Source organism: Streptomyces sp. NPDC043867 (assembly GCF_056435845.1).
This window is the reverse complement of the sequence record NZ_JBWKDS010000043.1, coordinates 36,866-53,415: the sequence shown is the minus strand read 5'-3', so window position 1 is coordinate 53,415 and position 16,550 is coordinate 36,866. Positions and strand designations below refer to the sequence as shown.

The 16,550-nt window shown below is 72.6% G+C and carries 15 protein-coding genes; 3 read left to right on the top strand and 12 right to left on the bottom strand.

The features are described from left to right. Nucleotides 1-22 precede the first annotated feature (22 nt). From AC069T_RS31735 to AC069T_RS31710, 6 genes are read right to left on the bottom strand one after another with little or no spacing between them, the layout of a single operon-like run. Nucleotides 23-586: a type 1 glutamine amidotransferase gene (locus tag AC069T_RS31735; protein WP_478786022.1), complete on the bottom strand. Its 564-nt coding sequence runs from the start codon at nucleotides 584-586 to the stop codon at nucleotides 23-25. Continuing rightward, nucleotides 583-1,413: an amino acid kinase family protein gene (locus tag AC069T_RS31730; RefSeq protein WP_478786021.1), complete on the bottom strand. Its 831-nt coding sequence runs from the start codon at nucleotides 1,411-1,413 to the stop codon at nucleotides 583-585. The genes AC069T_RS31735 and AC069T_RS31730 overlap by 4 nt, the downstream gene beginning before the upstream one ends. Further along, nucleotides 1,410-2,465: an N-acetyl-gamma-glutamyl-phosphate reductase gene (argC, locus tag AC069T_RS31725; protein ID WP_478786020.1), complete on the bottom strand. Its 1,056-nt coding sequence runs from the start codon at nucleotides 2,463-2,465 to the stop codon at nucleotides 1,410-1,412. Before argC ends, AC069T_RS31730 begins: the two co-directional genes overlap by 4 nt. Then, nucleotides 2,462-3,316: an ATP-grasp domain-containing protein gene (locus AC069T_RS31720; RefSeq protein WP_478786019.1), complete on the bottom strand. Its 855-nt coding sequence runs from the start codon at nucleotides 3,314-3,316 to the stop codon at nucleotides 2,462-2,464. The genes argC and AC069T_RS31720 overlap by 4 nt, the downstream gene beginning before the upstream one ends. A 1-nt stretch (nucleotide 3,317) precedes the next feature. After that, nucleotides 3,318-3,503, bottom strand: coding sequence for a lysine biosynthesis protein LysW (locus tag AC069T_RS31715; RefSeq protein WP_081222306.1), 186 nt, complete (start codon nucleotides 3,501-3,503; stop codon nucleotides 3,318-3,320). A gap of 43 nt (nucleotides 3,504-3,546) precedes the next feature. Beyond that, nucleotides 3,547-4,704: an isopropylmalate synthase gene (locus tag AC069T_RS31710; protein WP_478786018.1), complete on the bottom strand. Its 1,158-nt coding sequence runs from the start codon at nucleotides 4,702-4,704 to the stop codon at nucleotides 3,547-3,549. Between the two features lie 275 nt (nucleotides 4,705-4,979). Here AC069T_RS31710 and AC069T_RS31705 point away from each other — a divergent pair, with 275 nt between their 5' ends. After that, the gene (locus tag AC069T_RS31705) at nucleotides 4,980-5,744 is read left to right on the top strand and encodes a maleate cis-trans isomerase family protein (RefSeq protein WP_478786017.1); all 765 of its coding nucleotides are present in this window, start codon (nucleotides 4,980-4,982) and stop codon (nucleotides 5,742-5,744) included. Nucleotides 5,745-5,841: 97 nt separating this feature from the next. Here the strand turns inward: AC069T_RS31705 and AC069T_RS31700 are convergent, their stop codons facing one another. The 4 genes from AC069T_RS31700 to AC069T_RS31685 all read right to left on the bottom strand — a co-directional run bounded on the left by AC069T_RS31700 (nucleotide 5,842) and on the right by AC069T_RS31685 (nucleotide 10,055). Beyond that, entirely contained in the window at nucleotides 5,842-6,528 is a 687-nt protein-coding gene (locus AC069T_RS31700) for a response regulator transcription factor (protein WP_478786016.1), read from the bottom strand. Between the two features lie 28 nt (nucleotides 6,529-6,556). After that, nucleotides 6,557-7,774 (bottom strand): IS701 family transposase, encoded by a 1,218-nt coding sequence (locus AC069T_RS31695; RefSeq protein ID WP_478786015.1) that lies wholly within the window; start codon nucleotides 7,772-7,774, stop codon nucleotides 6,557-6,559. Between the two features lie 369 nt (nucleotides 7,775-8,143). Then, the gene (locus AC069T_RS31690; RefSeq protein ID WP_478786014.1) at nucleotides 8,144-9,403 is read right to left on the bottom strand and encodes an MFS transporter; all 1,260 of its coding nucleotides are present in this window, start codon (nucleotides 9,401-9,403) and stop codon (nucleotides 8,144-8,146) included. A 79-nt stretch (nucleotides 9,404-9,482) separates the two neighbouring features. Further along, entirely contained in the window at nucleotides 9,483-10,055 is a 573-nt protein-coding gene (locus AC069T_RS31685) for an SDR family NAD(P)-dependent oxidoreductase (protein WP_478786013.1), read from the bottom strand. A gap of 181 nt (nucleotides 10,056-10,236) precedes the next feature. Here AC069T_RS31685 and AC069T_RS31680 point away from each other — a divergent pair, with 181 nt between their 5' ends. After that, a complete protein-coding gene (locus tag AC069T_RS31680) occupies nucleotides 10,237-13,635 on the top strand; it encodes a BTAD domain-containing putative transcriptional regulator (protein WP_478786012.1) in 3,399 nt (1,132 codons plus the stop codon). Between the two features lie 228 nt (nucleotides 13,636-13,863). Here the strand turns inward: AC069T_RS31680 and AC069T_RS31675 are convergent, their stop codons facing one another. Further along, nucleotides 13,864-14,730, bottom strand: a complete 867-nt coding sequence (locus tag AC069T_RS31675) for a helix-turn-helix domain-containing protein (protein ID WP_478786011.1) — start codon at nucleotides 14,728-14,730, stop codon at nucleotides 13,864-13,866. A gap of 113 nt (nucleotides 14,731-14,843) precedes the next feature. Between AC069T_RS31675 and AC069T_RS31670 the strand changes: the two genes are divergently transcribed. Continuing rightward, nucleotides 14,844-15,542 carry an SDR family NAD(P)-dependent oxidoreductase gene (locus tag AC069T_RS31670; protein WP_478786010.1) on the top strand — a complete coding sequence of 233 codons (699 nt, stop codon included), beginning with the start codon at nucleotides 14,844-14,846 and terminating at the stop codon, nucleotides 15,540-15,542. Nucleotides 15,543-15,604: 62 nt separating this feature from the next. On the opposite strand, the gene AC069T_RS31665 is transcribed toward AC069T_RS31670, so the two are convergent. Then, nucleotides 15,605-16,528, bottom strand: coding sequence for a phosphatase PAP2 family protein (locus tag AC069T_RS31665; protein ID WP_478786009.1), 924 nt, complete (start codon nucleotides 16,526-16,528; stop codon nucleotides 15,605-15,607). Nucleotides 16,529-16,550: the final 22 nt, after the last annotated feature.

The following is a 16,550-nucleotide window of genomic DNA, read 5'->3' as shown; positions in this document are numbered from 1 at the left end:
GGGCAACCGGGCCGGACGCGGCTCACTGGTAGAGCTGCGCGAAACCGCGCAGGATCTCCAGACCGTCCCTGCGGAACTCCAGATGGGCCTGGGAGCCGAGGATCCGGCCGTCGTCGGAGCGGAGGAACTCGACGGGCGCGTGCTCGGAGCGGCCTATCGAGCGGTAACCCGCCGGAGCTTCCCTGAGGTAGAGGGTGTGCCGGTGGAAGACGGTCACCGTCGGCTTCACATGGGCGAAGAGCGGCTCCTCCGTGTCGACCTGCGCCTCGTGGCCGCCGACCCGCTGCGGCCCCTCCACGAGACGTCCGCCGGCCGCCACGGCGAGTATCTGCATGCCGCCGCAGATGCCGAAGACCGGCACGTCGGCGTGGGCGACGAGGTCGGTCAGCGGCTGGTAGTACTCGCTGTCGTACGCGCGCACCTTCGTGCCGCTCAGCACGATCGCCTGGTAGCGGCCGTCCACCCGGGCGGGTACGGACACGGCGTCGGACACCTCGGTCTGCGACCCCAACTCCTCGAAACGGGAGCGGAGTTGCCGGAGAGAGAGTGTGCCGTTGTCGACGACCAGGACACGGGGCCGCGTCATGCGCTCGCTCCTGACGTGCGGGTGGGGGTCTGGGTGCCGGTGATGAGCGTGCCGGTACGGCCGTCCAGCAGTTCCGTGACGGCGGCGCTGCCGATGACGACCCGCTCCACGCCGTGCTCCAGGGCCTCGCCGGCGGCTCGCAGCTTCTTGCGCATGCCGCCCTTCGCGCCTCTGTCGCGGAAGGCTGCCGCGTCCCGGCCGCTGATCCGGCGCACCGGTTCCCCGTCGATCAGGAGGTGGCCGACGTCCGTGACCAGGACCAGGTCTCTCGCGCCGGTGGCCCCGGCGATCGCGGCGGCGGCCCGGTCGGCGTCGGTGTTGACCTCCTGGCCCGCCGCGTTCCGCGCGAGAGGGGTGACGAGGCGGGCGTGGCCGGGCCGGAGGTCCGTCAGCGGGGCCACGTCGACCCCGGTGATCGGTCCGACGAGGTTGTCCAGCTCGACGAGCTGCCTCTCCCGCCACCACCAGCGCTCGCCCTGGCCCGCGCTCACCAGACCCTCGCTGCCGAGCAGCCGCTCGGCGGTGATGCCCCGGTCCTTCAGCCGTCCCAGGACGTCCTCGGCGAGTTCGGCGCTGACGGCCTTGATGTCGTCGATGACCTCGGGAGTGGTCCACCGGCTCTGGTTGCCGTACCGGTCGCGCAGCATCGCCGACGGTGCGCCGTAGCGGGCGCTGACCTTCTTCAGCGGTTTGGACCAGCCGTGCACGAGAACCAGGGGGTGGTCCCGGCCGTGGCGGGCCAGGTCGTCCCACCAGCCGCCGTCCAGATCGTCCAGGCAGCTCCCGCCGAGCTTGACCACCGTGGGCGCGGAACGATGTGTGCTCATGCCGGCATCACCGGCTGCTGCGTCAGCCCCGTCTCCTCCGGCAGGCCGAACCTCAGGTTCAGAGCCTGCACCGCCTGGCCCGCGGCGCCCTTGACGAGGTTGTCGAGTGCGGCGAGCACCACGATCCGGCCGCCCTCCTCGTCGTGCAGGACCGTCACATCCGCGAAATTGGAACCGAGGACGACCTGCGGGTCGGGCACCGGGATCAGTGTCTCGTCGTGCCGCCGCACCCGCACGAACGGCCGCCCCTTGTAGAAGCGCAGGTAGGCCCGCGACAGCTCGCGCTGGTCCACCTTGTCGTCGGTGAAGACGTACGAGGAGGTCAGCAGCCCGCGTACGTTCGAGACGCCGTACGCCGACATGGACAGGCTGCCGATGCCGCCGGGCCTGCTCCGCTCCAGGAAGTCACCGACCTCGGCGGCGTGCCGGTGCCCGGTGGGGGAGTAGGGAGCGATGGCGCCGGCCCGGAACGGGTGCAGGTCGGAGGTGCGCAGCTGGAGTCCGCCGCCGCTTGACCCGCTCTTTCCGTCCACCACCACCGTCTTCAGCGCGAGACCGAGGCCGAGGGTGAGCGGGGCCAGGCCCAAGGTGATGGCGGTGGCGTAGCAGCCGGGCAGCGAGATCAGGGCGGCGTCCTTCAGCCGGTCGCCGACCAGCTCCGGTACGCCGTAGACGAAGCGGTCCGTCAGGTCGGCTCGCCGCTTGACCTTCGGGTACCAGCGGTCGTGCAGCTCCGGGGTGCGGATGCGGAAGGCACCGCTGAGGTCGATGACGGCCGGGATCCGGTCGGCGAGCAGAGAGGCCAACTCGGCCGAGACCGTGGCCGGGGTGGCCAGGAAGAGGACGTCGACCTGGTCCGCGACCTCCTCGGTGACCGGCTGCACCGTCAGGCCCTGGTGGATGCGCAGGCCGGGGTGCAGCTCGGAGGGACGCCTGCCGATGCTGGAGGAGCCGCCGAGGAACGTCAGCTCCAGGCCGGGGTGCTGGCTGATGAGTCGGATGAGTTCGCCGCCGGCGAGCCCGGAGGCACCGACGACTCCTGCACGGATCATGCGAGTAGCTCCTGCACGTAACGGCCGATGGCCGACGGGATGTCCGCCCCGGTGGCGGAGGCCACCGCCCGGAAGCCGGGCGCGTGATTGACCTCGTTGACGACGTGGCCGTCCGGGGTGCTGAAGAGGTCGACCCCGTAGAGCCCGGGGCCGAGCACACCCACCACACCGTCGATGATCTTGAGTACGTCGGGGTCGTGGGCGACCGCACGGTTCTTGTTGCCGAGCGCGGCGTTGTTGCGCCAGTCGCTCCCGCCGCTCTCGAACTCCGCCGCGCCGACCAGCTCGCGCCCGACGACGAGGCAGCGCACCGAGGTGCCGCCGAGGTACGGCTCCACCACGCTGGCCTGCTCGAAGGCGTGGGCCAGGTCCTCGATGTAGTCGTACACGGAGTGGGCGGTGTCGGCGTGCCGGATGAGCGTGACCCGCTTGCCCATGCCGCCGAAGACGGGCTTGAGGACGAGGGGCAGTGGCAGATCGGCGAGCGCCTTGTCGAAGTCCTTGCGGGACAGCACGAGCCGGTGGTCCGGCACCGGCACGCCCGCCGTGTGCAGCAGGGCGCGCAGGGCGGCCTTGTTCTCGCAGGCGTGGATGGCCCGGGCGGTGTTCAGGGTGGGGACGCCGGCCGCTTCGGCGAGGGTGGCGATCAGTCCGCCGCGGGTGTAGCTGCGGCTGCGGATCAGCAGGGTGTCGTACCCCCGGACGGCCGGGGCGTCGGGGTGGCCGAGGGAGAGGGACTCGTCGTTGACCCAGTCGATGCGGAGCCCGAAGGCCGGCCCGGCCTCGATGATCAGGCGTTCCTCCCAGGCGATGCGGTCGGCGACGACCGCGACAGTGCGATGACCACCCATGTCACTGACCCCAGTCGCGGAGTTGCACCTCGATCATCTCCAGCGTCAGCCGGCCGTCCTCGACGGCCTCGACGCGGAGGGTCAGGATGCACTCGGGGCAGGAGAGGGTCTCGCCCTTGGTGACCGGGGGCACGGTCAGGTCGGTCTCGCACTCGGGGCATACGCCGGTCAGGGTGGCGGTGGACATTGTCAACTCCGTTGGAATGGGCGGGACATGGGCGGTGGGAATGTCAGGCGTGCACGGGGCGGAAGTCGATGGCGGCCTTGCGGATCGCGTCCCGGTCGAGCAGCGGGCGGCCGTCGCGCCTCTGCCGCTCGGCCAGCCACGCGGTGAAGGCGCCGACGTCGACCTCGAGGTCCGAGCCGGTCAGGGCCCAGGCGACCAGGGCGCCGGTCAGCCGACTGCGTACCCGCAACTCCCGTGTGTTGCCGACGAGTTCGGCGGGGAGTGTCTCGTACGCGTGCGGGTGGTTCAGCTGGCCGGGCAGTTCGTAAGCAAAGGCGTGCGGGGTGGTCGGACCGGACTGGAAGGCGTCCCCGAGGCCGGCTCCTCTGAGGGCGATGCGTGACAGCTCGGTGAGATGGGTCAGGTCGAAGCGCGTGTCGCCGTGGATCACGCGCAGCGAGGTGAGCAGCTCGGCGAGCGGGGCATTGCCGCCTCGCTCCCCGATGCCGCCGACCGTCGCCGAGATCCACTGGGCGCCCGCCCGGACGGCGGCGAGGGAGTTGGCGACGGCCATCCCCAGCATGTTGTGCGAGTGGATCTCGATCTCGGAGCCGTCGATCGCTACGACGTCCGCGATGACCTCTTCCATCTGCCACGGGGACAGGTGGGCGACGGTCTCCGCGAGCCGGAACCGGTCGGCACCTGCCGCGAACCCGGCCTCGACGTAGGGAACCAGCCGCTCCCTGGGGGTGCGGGCGCCGTCCTCCCCGCTGAACGTGACGTGGAAGCCGCGCTCCTTGGCCTGCGTGATCGCCGAACGCGCCAGTGCCTGGAGGAACTTGGGGCTGGCCGAGTCGAGTTTCAACTGTGCGTGCTGCTCGGAGGTGGGGATGGAGTACATGATGTGGCGCACGCCCAGGCGCTCGGCCTCGTCGAGAGCCCGAGCGACCTGACGGCGGTCGCGCACCACCAGAAGCGTCATGCTGCGGTCCGGGCCGACGGCCTCGTGGGTGGCGAGGACGAGGTCGGCGTCCCTGGAGTCGGGGCCGGAGACCATGCCCACCTCGACGAGTTCGGCGCCCGTACGCACCAGCAGGTCCGCGATGGCGGCGGCGTCCTCGGGGCCGAACTCGACGCCCGCCATGTGTGCGGAGTCCCGCAGCGTCGCGTCGGATATGCGGGGAGGCCTTTCCAGTTTCTCGGGGCTCTCTGCTGCTGGCATTTTTCTTCCACTCCTTGTTCCCGACAGGGGTGCCCGACAGGGGCTGCATTCCCGAAAGGGTCTGTGAATCGGAATTCGAGGGTGCCTCGGCGCTGATCGCTGATCCATATCCTTCGTGCCGCGGCCGGAAAGAGCAACATCGTTCGTTTCAGGGCTGTGTGGTGGAGTGTCAAGTAATGTCAGAAGGGAAAGGGACTGCAAGAAGGGTGTGGTGCGCTTGCCAAATAGCGCACGGAGCACGGTCGTTGACGGGACCCGCGCCCTACGGTGCGGACATGGATCTCTTCTCGCTGCCCCGGCTGGGGCTCGTCGTGCCGCCGGAGAACCCCACGGCGGAACCCGAGTTCAACCATCTGCTCGGTACCGGGATGAACGTGTACACCTCTCGTTTCCCGGTGACCCCCGGAGCCGGGCTCAGGGCCATGCTGGAGATGTACAACGAGGTGCTCCCGGGGCTGCTCGGCAGCTTCGGCGCCCTGCGTCTGGACGCCACCGTGGTCGCGTGCAGCGCGTCGCACTACTTGCTGGGACCCGAGGGCGACCGGGCTTTCTGCGACGAACTGTCCGAGCGCGCCGGCTTCCCCGTGCAGTCCTCCACGCAGGCGATCCTCGCGGCCTGCGAGACGCTCGGCGTGAACCGTCTGACGCTCGTCTCCCCGTACCAGCCGTGGCTCACGGACACCTCACGCGCCTTCTGGGAGCGGGCAGGACTGACCGTCGACAACGTGGTGCTCGTCCCGGTCGATCCGGGCCCGGCGGGGCCGGCTGCGGGCGACGCGCACTACGACCCGTACGAGGTGACGACCGAGGCGATCCTGCGCCGCCTGCGGGAGTGGGAACTGCCCGCCGGCACGGCTCTGCTGTTCACCGGGACAGGCATGGGCACGCTCGCCGCGCTCACCGAACTGGTCCGGCGGGAGCCGGGACGCACGCTGCTGACCTCGAACCTCGCGTCGGCCTGGTGGGCGCGCCGGGTGGCGGGCGACACCGGCGGGGCGAGCCACCCGCTGCTGCGGAGGCTGGAGCAGGCGACGGTGTGACCGGCACGACCGACAGGGCCCCGGCGTGGCGGCGTGACCGGCACGACGGAGAGGGCCCCGGCGTGGCGCGCTCCCCGGGGCCCTCGCCTGCCGGCCCTCAGCCCGCGGACGATTCGGGCATGCGCCAGGCGTACCCCATGCGGTAGCCGACGCCCCGGACCGTGATGATCCAGCCGCTGCAACCGAGCTTCGCCCGGAGACTGCTCACATGCGTGTCGATGGTGCGACTGGTGTGCCCCCAGTCGCTTCCCCAGACCCGGGCCATCAACTCCTTGCGCGTCACGACCGTTTCGGGGGTGGCGGCCAGGGTGTAGAGCAGCTCGAATTCCTTCGACGTGACGCTGACGAGCCGGTTGTGCAGACGCACTTCCCGCAGCCGGGGATCGATATGGAGAGGGCGCAGCGAAATGGCTTCCGGGAGGGTCTGACGGGGCCGGGCCCGGCGCAGGACCGCTCCGATACGAGCCCCGACCTCACGGAATCCCCAGGTTTTCACCACACAGTCGTCGGCGCCCGCGTTCAGGACGAGGACCCGCCCCAGTTCGTCTTCGGCGTCGGTGACGGCTATCAGTGCCGTGTCGGCGTTCCTGCGCAGTTCCCGGCACAGTTCCAGACCGTCGATGTCCGGCAGCTCCAGAGAGAAGAGCACCAGATCCGCGTCGCCGTGCACCCGCAGGGCCAGCTCTCCGGTGCCGACACTGCGCGCGGTGAACCCCTGCCGCCGGAGATCGCTCACCATGGTCGCCGCGACCTCGCTGTCCTGCTCCACCACCAGCACCCTCACGTGCCCACCCCCACTCCTCGGCTCCACATCAGGTCAGGGCGCCGGCGGGCGCCGTGAGCGGTGCGGGGGGCGGGTCCGGCGGCGGGGTCGCCCGGCCGGGGGAGCCGAACAGGTGCTGGTAGGCGTAGGCGGCCGAGGCCATGGTCATGTGGTGGTGCCAGCCGGGGAACGAGCGGCCTTCGAAGTCGAGGACCCCGAACCGGCGGACGAGTGTGCGCATGGCCGACAGTGCCGAGGTGTGGCCCCGGGCGAGCCGGAGGGTCTCCTCCACCCGGCGCTCCGTGAGCGTGGTGAGCCAGTACCTGGCCGGCTGCCGGCCCTCCGGATCCGGCCGTTCCAGCGCGCGGTACGCGCGGGGCCCGGTGTCGTCACCGTTCGCGGTTCCCGGCAGCGCCACCATGCCCGTGTGGGTGTGGACGAGTGCGCCCCTGACGCGGCCGCCGGAGCTGTGGCGGAGGAGCACATGCGTCTGCCGGGCGCGCCGTACGTCCATGAGCGCGCTCACGGTGGTCAGGACGGACGCCTGCCCGCCCGCGAACACCGGCTGGTCCGGGGAGATCTCGCACACGACGTCGGCACGCAGCCGGGCGAGCCCGGCGAGGACCCCGGCCACGTCGTCGCAGCGCGTGAGATCCAGCACCCAGGGCAGCCGCGGAAGCCGGGGCTGCGCGGCCACCGCGGCGGCGTACCGGACGATCTGGTCGGCGGCGGTGCGCCCGGCCTCGGCGGCCGGGACGCGCGCACGGCGCCTGCGCTCCTGGTCCGAGTCCCACACGCCGCCGAGTACGAGACTCCAGTCCACCGGGTAGCTCTCGGTGCCCGTGACGAGGAAGAACCCCAGCGCGCGCTGGCAGTTGACGGTACGTCCGGTCGCGGCGTCGATCCGGCCGTGCACACCGACCGAGTGCTCGCCCCGCTTGGGGATGACGAGTTCGGCGACGGTCCAGGCGTGCGGTCTCGTACGGGCGGCCACCAGCAGCGCGAGCCGGCGGCGCACCGGCACCCAGTCCCACGGGCTGGCGTTGATGAACTGGTGCAGGCCCCGTGCCGCAGCCGCGGGTAAGGGGTTCGCCCGCGCCATGCGCCGCGGTGTCTTCCTGCCGGACCCGTGGACGAGCCCCCACAGGTACGCCTGCGCCCAACGGCGCTGCTCGGAGCGCTGAAACGTGGGGAAGACGTCGTCCATGAACGTCCGCATGCATGCGCCGCCGCCCGGCTCCCCCGCGCGTACCTCACTTGACGACATCTGACGCTACGCCCCCTCGATACCCGTCACCGAATACATCCGAGTGGATGCATGGCACATACGTACGAGGTGAAAGTACCGTCCTGAACGGAGTTTGCCCGGATCGGCCGTCTACTTCGCCAATTCGCAGGCTGACCTGCGTAGATGCCCGTCGGACAGGGCCGCCCGAGGGGCCCGACCGGAGCGCGGAACCGGCTCTACCAGTGGTGAAACCGGGTCACGGACATGTCTGATGAAATATTAACAAGTCGTGAAACCATGATCCAGCGTGCTGCCGGGCGACCCCGGCGGGCCCCGGGTGACAAGTGACGCACCGCGACCGCCGGGGGTGAACCCCCTCCGGCGGTCGCTCGGGGCGACGCCGCGTCGTCAGGCCGCCGGCTCCGCGGACTCGGCCGCGGCCACCGGCCGACGGGCGGGGAAACCGGCACGACGGGCGTACAGGACGACCGCGATCACCGGCAGCAGGAGCAGCAGTACCGTCCAGGGAAACGACTCGCTGCCAGCCGCGTCGAGCAGGATCCCTCCGATGATGCCTCCGCCCGCCATCGCGACGTTCCAGAGCGTCACGAGCATCGCCTGAGCCGCGTCGGCGGACTCACCGCCGGCGTCACCCGCCGCGGTCTGGAGCACCGTGGGCACCCCGCCCCAGCCCAGACCCCACAGCACCGCGGCGACGTAGACGAGTGCGGTCGAATCGGAGAGGACGGCGAGGAGCGCGGCGGCCGCGGCGACGAGCACGGCGCTGCCGATACTAAGGGCGCGCAGCCGGCGGTTGATCTGGGCGCCGGTGATCCAGATGCTCGCCAGCGACGCGGCGCCGAAGACGAGGAGCACCAGGCCGGTGCTGTCGCCCAGACCCAGGTCGTCGAGGTACGTGGCGATGTACGCGTACAGGATGGTGTGCGCCAGGACGAAGACGAGCGTGACGAAGAGGACCGGGGTGACTCCCGGAACACGCAGGGTGCGCAGCATCTTCGGCCGCTCGCCGCGCCCCTGGCCGGGGAAGTCCGGTACGGCCGCGACGATCCACCCCAGAAGCAGCAGCGTGAGGCCCGTCATCGCGAGGAACGCCACGCGCCAGCCGAGCCAGTCACCGAGGAAGGTACCGGCGGGGACGCCGAGCGACAGCGCGACGGGAATACCCGCCATGGCGATGGCGATCGCCTTGCCCTGGAGGTGCACGGGGGCCATGCGCCGGGCGTAGCCGGCGAGCAGGGCCCAGGCGAGACCGGCCGCGACACCGGCGACGAACCGCGCCGCCATCGTCAGCTCGTAGACGGACGACACGGCCGTCACGGTGTTGGCGAGGGCGAAGCCCGCCATGGCGGTGAGCAGCAGCTTCCTGCGCCGCCAGCCCGCCGTGGCCGCGGTCAGCGGGATCGCGGTCAGGGCGGTGCCGATCGCGTACACCGTGACGGTCTGACCGGTCGCGGACTCACTCACTCCCAGGTCCCGGCTCATCGCGGGTAGCAGACCGGCGGGGAGGGTCTCGGTGAGGCTGGTGATGAAGACGGCGGTGGCCAGGGCGAGCAGGGCGAGGAGCGGCAGCTTCCGCTGTCCCTCGCCTTCGCTCTGCGGATTCGTTGCCGCCGCGGCTGAGGGCGCCGTGTCGGGTGCGGTGCTCATGGCGAGTGCTCCAGGTTTTCCGGATGGGGATGAGGGACGTAGGGGCGTGCGGGGACGGTGGCGGCCGGGGGGTGACCGGTCACGGGGAGCCGAGCCCGCCGTCGACGGGCAACCGCACCCCCGTGGTGAACGTCGCCTCCGTGGCCAGGAAGAGCGCGGCACGGGCCACCTCCTCGGCGGCGCCGAGCCGGCCCAGCGGAGGCAGGGGCACGGCGCCGGCCCCCGGCGCCTCGATACAGCCCGGGGCGACCGCGTTCACGCGGATGCCCCGGGAGGCGAGTTCGGCGGCGAAGGCCCGTACGGTGTCGGGACACGGGGCCGGGGCGGTGAGCACGATCGCGCTGCCGTCCACGAGGTGCGGCAGCAGGGCACGCGCGGTGGGGACGGCGTCGGAGAAGAGAAGATCGACGCAACCCTCGCCGGTGCCTTCGGATCCGGTGGCCGCCCGTGCGGCCAGGACGGCCTCGACGGCGGACGGAGCGACGACGCGGGCGGCGGAACCCAGTTCGGCGACCGCGCGGGCGCGTTCGCCGGCGGTGCGGGCCGTCAGTACGACCGAGGCCCCGCCCTCCACGAGCCGTTTGGCGACGGCCAGGCCGATGCCGCCGGCCTCGCCGACGACCAGGGCCCGCCTGCGCGCGTACTTGGCCATGGCTGCCGCTCCCTCCGCAGGTGTCCGTTCCTCGCCGGTGGGTGCTGCCACCCACGGAGACGACTCTGCGCCCGGGCGCTTCGGGGAACCTTCCGGAAACCTTCGGACCGCCTGACGGCCGGCCGGCGGTGCCGCCGAACGGCCGCCGGGTGCGCCTTCCGGGGCATGTACGGTGGTGAGCATGCGCTTTGGGGTGCTCGGGCCACTGGTGGTGTGGGACGCCGAGGGACGGGAAGTAACGGTCCCCGAGGCCAAGGTCCGGGCGCTGCTGGCGAACCTGCTCGCGAACGACGGGGGACCGGTCTCCGCCGACCGGCTCATCCACGACCTGTGGGGCGACGTCCCTCCGGGACGACCTCAGGGTGCCCTGCAGGCGAAGGTCTCCCAACTGCGCCGGGTCATCGGCCGCGACCGGGTGGTGCGGCAGCCGCCCGGCTACCGGCTGCGGCTCGACCACGGCGGGGACGAGGTGGACGCCCAGCGCTTCCACGCCCTGGTGACCCGGGCCGGATCCGTCCGGGACCCCCGCGCCCGGGCCGCGTTGCTCACCGACGCCTTGGACCTGTGGCGCGGGCCGGCGTACGCGGACTTCGCGGACGGCGGGTTCGTACGGGCGGCCGCGCAGCGTCTCGCGGAGCAGCGGCTGTCGGTGCTGGAGGAGCAGGCGGAGGCGCGCCTGGAGGCGCAGGACCACGCTCTCCTCGCGGGGGAGCTCGCCGGCCTCGTGGCCCGCCATCCGCTGCGGGAGCGGCTGCGCGCCCTTCAGATGAGGGCCCTGTACGCGGCGGGGCGCCAGAACGAGGCGCTCGCCTCGTACGACGACCTGAGGTGCCGGCTCGTCGAGGAGCTGGGGGTCGACCCCAGTCCCGAACTGACGGCCCTGCACGTGGCGTTGCTCCGTCAGGATCCGGAACTGAGCACGGACGTCTCCGGGAGGGTGACGACGGCCCGCGCGCCCGCGACGACTGCCGTGGACACCGTGCCCGGCACGGACACCCCGGGCACCGGGGACGCGACGGACGGCGCGGGGCCCGGCGCGTGCTCCAACCTCCCCGTCCCACTCACCCCCCTCATCGGCCGCAGGCAGGCCCTCGACGAGCTCGCCCGACTCCTCGCGGAGAACCGGCTGGTGACCCTCACCGGCCCCGGCGGCGTCGGCAAGACCCGGCTCGCCGTGGCGGCGGCCATCGCCGAGCGGGACACCAACCCGGCCGGTGAACCGGCCGACGGCGTATGGCTCGTGGAGTTCTCCGGCATCCGCGCCGGCACGGCCGCCGACCTCGCCCAGGTCGTCGCGGCCGCCCTGGGCATCCGGGACGACGCCCCACGGTCGGCGCCGGGCACCGGCAGCGCCACCCCTTCCCTTCCGCACCGCCTCGCCGCGGTCCTGCGCGACCGCCGCACCCTGCTCGTCCTGGACAACTGCGAGCACGTCGTCGACGCCGCCGCCGAACTCACCGAGCTGCTCCTGCGCACCGCGGCCGGCCTGCGTGTCCTCGCCACCGGGCAGCAGCCGCTCGGCCTGGCGGGCGAGGCGATGTTCTCCGTCGAGCCCCTGCCGCCCGCGGACGCCGTCCGGATGTTCATGGAGCGGGCGGCCGCCTCCACCCCCGGCTTCCCGCGCGACCCGGACGCCCCGGACGAGGCAGAGCGCCGCGCCGTCGCAGAGATCTGCCGCCGCCTCGACGGCATCCCCCTCGCCCTGGAACTCGCCGCCACCCGCGTGCGGGCCCTCGGTGTGACGGGCCTGGCGGCCCGGCTCAGCGACCGCTTCCGCGTGCTGACCTTCGGGCAGCGGGGCGCGCCCCCTCGCCAGCAGACACTGCGGGCGGTCATCGACTGGAGCTGGGAGCTGCTCAGCGCGCCCGAGCGCATCGTCCTGCGCCGCCTCGCCGCGCACAGCGACGGCTGCGACCTCGACGCCGCCGAAGCGGTCTGCGCGGGTGACGGCGTCACCCCGGAGGAGGTCCTCGACCTCGTCACCCGGCTGGTCGACCGTTCCCTGGTGGTCGTGGTGGACGGGCCCACCGGCCCCCGCTACCGGCTCCTGGAGTCCGTCGCCGCGTACGCGACCGAGCAGCTCCACGAGATGGAGGACTTCACCGCCGTACGGGACCGGCACCTGCGCCACTACCGCGCTCTCGCCGAACACGCCGAGCCGCAGCTGCGCGGCGCCATGCAGCGGCCCTGGCTGAACCGCCTGGACGCCGAGGCCGGCAACCTGCGCACGGCGCTCGAGGAGGCGCTGCGCCGCGCGAGCGCGGGTGAACCCGAAGAGGCGGTCCGGCTGACCACCGTGCTGGCCTGGTGGTGGCTCCTGAGAGGCCGTCTCACCGAGGCCCGCCGCAGCCTGGGGTCGGTCCTGACCGCATACTCCGACACCTGTGCCCCTGCCGAACTCGTGCTTCTGCACACCGCGTTCGCTCTGCTCACCGGCGATCACGCGGCCGCCGCCGCCGCCGCGAGCACGCGCGCCGCGAGCACGCGCGCCGCGGGGGAGGGCGCCGCCGCCGTGGGAAGCCGCCTCACCGCCACCGGCGACGCCGTCCCCGACCCCGTACGCCGCGCGCGGGCCCTGTGGCTCTGTGCGTACGGCCTGTTCAGCGCGGGTGACACAGCCGAGGGCCACGAGCTGAACACCCGTGCCCTCGCCCTGTTCACCGCCGCGGAGGACCGGTGGGGCACCGCCGCCGCGCTCGGTCTCCGCGCGACACTCGCGCTCGTCTGCGGCGACCTTGCCGCACTCGGCCGCGACGGGCTGCGAAGTGCCCTTCTCTTCCACGAACTGGGCGACCGCTGGGGCGAGTTGCAGACCGTGTCCCCGCTCGCCGCGCTCGCCGAGATCAAGGGCGCGTACGCGGACGCGGAGCGCCGCCAGCACGAGGGACTGCGGATGGCCCGGGAGCTGGGTCTGGAGGCCGAGGTGTCCGCGCGGCTCTCCGGGCTTGGCCGCCTCGCGCTGCTCGCCCGCGACTTCGACCGCGCCCGTGACCTGCACGAACAGGCACGCCGGATCGCGGCTGAGCAGGGCTACAAGTACGGCGAGATCCACTCCGAAATGGGTCTCGCCCTCGGTGCGCGCCGCTCCGGCGACCTCGACCGGGCGGAGGCGCACCTGCTGCACATTCGCGACGGCTACGCCGACGTGTCGTCCCGGGCCGGCGACCACCTGCTCCTGGCCGAGCTGGGCTTCGTCGCCGAACTCCGCGGCGACGCGCGCGGGGCGGCGGCCCACCACCTGGAGGGGCTGGACGTCGCCCGCGCCCTCGCCGAGCCCCGCGCGCTGGCTCTCTCCCTGGAGGGTCTCGCGGGCGCGGCGGTCTCGTCCGGTCAAGGGCCCGCCGCCACCTGCGCGGCCGTCCTCCTCGGCGCGGCGGCGGCCGCCCGCTGCCGGGCCGGAGCCCCACTGCCGCCCGCCGAACGCGCCGACGTCGACCGGATCACCGCTGCGACGCGGACGGCCCTGGGTGACCGCGCGTTCGCGGAGGCGTACGACCGTGGCTCCCGGCGGTCCCCCGAGGAGGCGGCCGGCGACGCCCGCACGGTGCTCGCCCCGGCCCGGGACTCCGCCTCCGCATGACGTCCGGTCGGGGGACGGGCTGAGCCGCTCGCCGGTCACGATCCGGCCCGGGCCGTGACAGCGGGCTCGCGGTACCGGACGCTCCGAGTCGTCCCGCTCGACTCCTGGGCCCGGGCGGCAGTCCGCTGCCCGAACCCGGCCTGGTTCTCGAGCCTCCGGGCGGCGGTTCGGCAAGCGGTCCCGGCATGCGTCACGCGCAGGCGGCCGGACGTCGACGTGCAGGCCGGATCAGTCCTGCGCCGTCGCACGTATGCCGGCGACGGCGGTGAGCCGGAGTTTGGACTCGTCCTCGCTGCCGGGCACCGCGGTCATGATGACGATCTTGAGTTCGGAGTCGCCGTCGGTCAGGGTGTCGCAGTCCACCGTGACCGGGCCCACCGACGGGTGGTGGATCGTCTTGTGGTCCTCGCGGTGCGCGGCCACCGCTCCGGTCGCCCACAGCGCGGCGAACCGCCTGTTGCCCGCGCTCAGATCACGGATCAGCGCGGCCAATCGGCTGTCCTGGGGGAAACGGCCGGTGGCGCGGCGCAGGTCGGAGACGACAGCGGCGTCCGTGGCGTCGCGGTCCGCCTCGGTCACCGGCCACAGCGCGAGACGGGCGGGGGAGCCGTCCACCGGGAACCTGTCGCGGGCGAAGTTGCGCAGCCGCGGCGGCGTGGCCGAGGGGTCGCCGAGCAGGGCGGCCCACCCGCGGTTCCACCACACCAGTCGCCAGTCCGCCGCGAACACGGCGACCGCGACGTCCCCGAGGCGGGCGAGCACCCGCTGCACGCCGGGCGGGAGATGGTCGGAGACCGCGCCGCCGGTCGGCGGTACGATCCCGGCCAGCCGGTACAGGTGGTCCCGCTCGGCGGTGGACAACTGCAGGGCACGCGCGAGGGACGCCACGACCGAGGCGGAGGGTGTCGTAGCCCGCCCCTGTTCCAGGCGCACGATGTAGTCGACCGACACCCCGGCCAGGTCAGCCAGTTCTTCGCGCCGCAGCCCGGCCGCCCGGCGCCCCCGGGCCGTCGGCAGCCCGGCGGCCGACGGAGGCAGCCGGTCCCGCCACGTGCGGATCATCGCGGCCAGTCCGGTTCCGGGTGTCGTCGGCATGACCTCCATCCTCCGGCATCCCCGATCGTGGGGGCGGGCGCAGGGTGGTACTGGTCTTCCTACCGTCGAAGCGTCCCTGGCCCCCCTCCGTCGTGGCGGCCAGTATCGAACGCATGACGATCACCTTCATCACCGGAGCCAACAAGGGTCTCGGCCGCGAGACCGCCCGCCGCCTGATCGAGAAGGGGCACACCGTGCTCGTCGGGGCCCGCGACCGCGAGCAGGGCGAGGAGGCCGCCGCCACGCTCGGGGCGCGCTACGTCCCCATCGACGTGACCGACGACGCGTCGGTGGCCGCCGCCGCCGCGAACGTCGCCGAACACGAGGGCCGGATCGACGTCCTGATCAACAACGCCGGCGTGCACGGCCCCCTCGGCGATCCCAGCGACCTCACCGCCGCCGACGCCCTCGCCGTCCTCGACGTCAACGTCATCGGCGTCATCCGGACCACGACGGCGTTCCTGCCGCTGCTGCGCCGCTCGGACGACCCGGTGATCGTCAACGTCAGCAGCGGCATGGGCTCCCTCGCCCTCACCCACGACCCCGGCAGGCCGGAGTCGCACGTCGTGGCGCCGCTGTACACCTCCTCGAAGGCGGCCCTGACGATGTTGACCACGCAGTACGCCAAGGGCCTCAAGGGCATCCGGGTCAACGCAGCCGACCCCGGTTACACCGCCACCGACCTCAACGGCCACAGCGGTCCCCAGACCGTGACCGAGGGAACGGACGCGATCGTCGCCCTCGCCACCGAGGGGCCCGGCGCCGGCACCGGACGCTTCGTCTCCCGGCACGGTGAGGTCGCCTGGTCCTGACACCGCCGTGGCCCTCGTCATCGTCGATCCGCCGGACCTGCTGCCCGGAGCCGGCCGGGTGGTCAGTCCCGTGCGGGGCGTGTGCGGCGTGCGGTGTGTGCGGGCCGCCCGACTGCGGCGTACCAGACCAGGGCCGCACATATGAAGGCCGTCGCCGCGGAGACCAGTGACCTTGTGAGGGTGTCATTCCGTGCGCCGGAGACGAGGGCGACGGCCAAGGCCAGCGTCAGGGTGATGAGGGGCAGCGCACGGGGGCTCCGCGTGGCGTCTGGCACGGCGGCTGGCGTCAGCAGCCAGGTTGCGAGGCCGTAACAGACACAGGCCAACAGGGTGGCTCCCAGCACTTCGCTGGGCCGGTGGCCGCCCATGGTCGCGCTGGCGGCGGCGATGCAGGCGAGCCACAGCACACCGGCCGTGGCGACGTAGGGGCGGATGCGGGGGGAAACCACGAGGACGGCGGCGAGGGTCAGCGCGGCGGGGATGGCCGTGTGCCCGCTGGGGAAACCCTGATCAAGGAGATTCTCCGGCGCGCCCACCAGATCGGGGCGGGGCAGGATGGTCGATTTGAGCACCTCCTTGCCTACGGTCGTGAGAATGACGACCCCGAGCGCCGCGCACCCCTGCCGCCAGCACCGCCGCACCAGGGTGAGGACCACGATGACGGCCAGGCCCACCATCACGGTGGGCTTGGCGCTCAATTCCATCGGCGGCAGGGGCGTCGAGCCGTAGGCCGCTCCTGACAGGGGGTAGATCCATGCTTCTTCGCCGCCCTGTTCACCGAGACCGAACAGGGCGTTCTCAGCTCGTTGCCCCCACGGGGTGCAGATGGCGAGCAGGTAGACCGTCAGGAACCCCAGGGTGTACAGCAGAGCCGGCATCCACAGCCGTGTCGTACGCGACGGGCTGGGGTCGTCGGGGGCCTCGGGGGCCTGCCATGAGGCCCCCGGACGGTGCGCGGGCAGGGACTGAGAATCGTGCTGAGTCATCGCTCTGTTTCTTCCGTTGGGG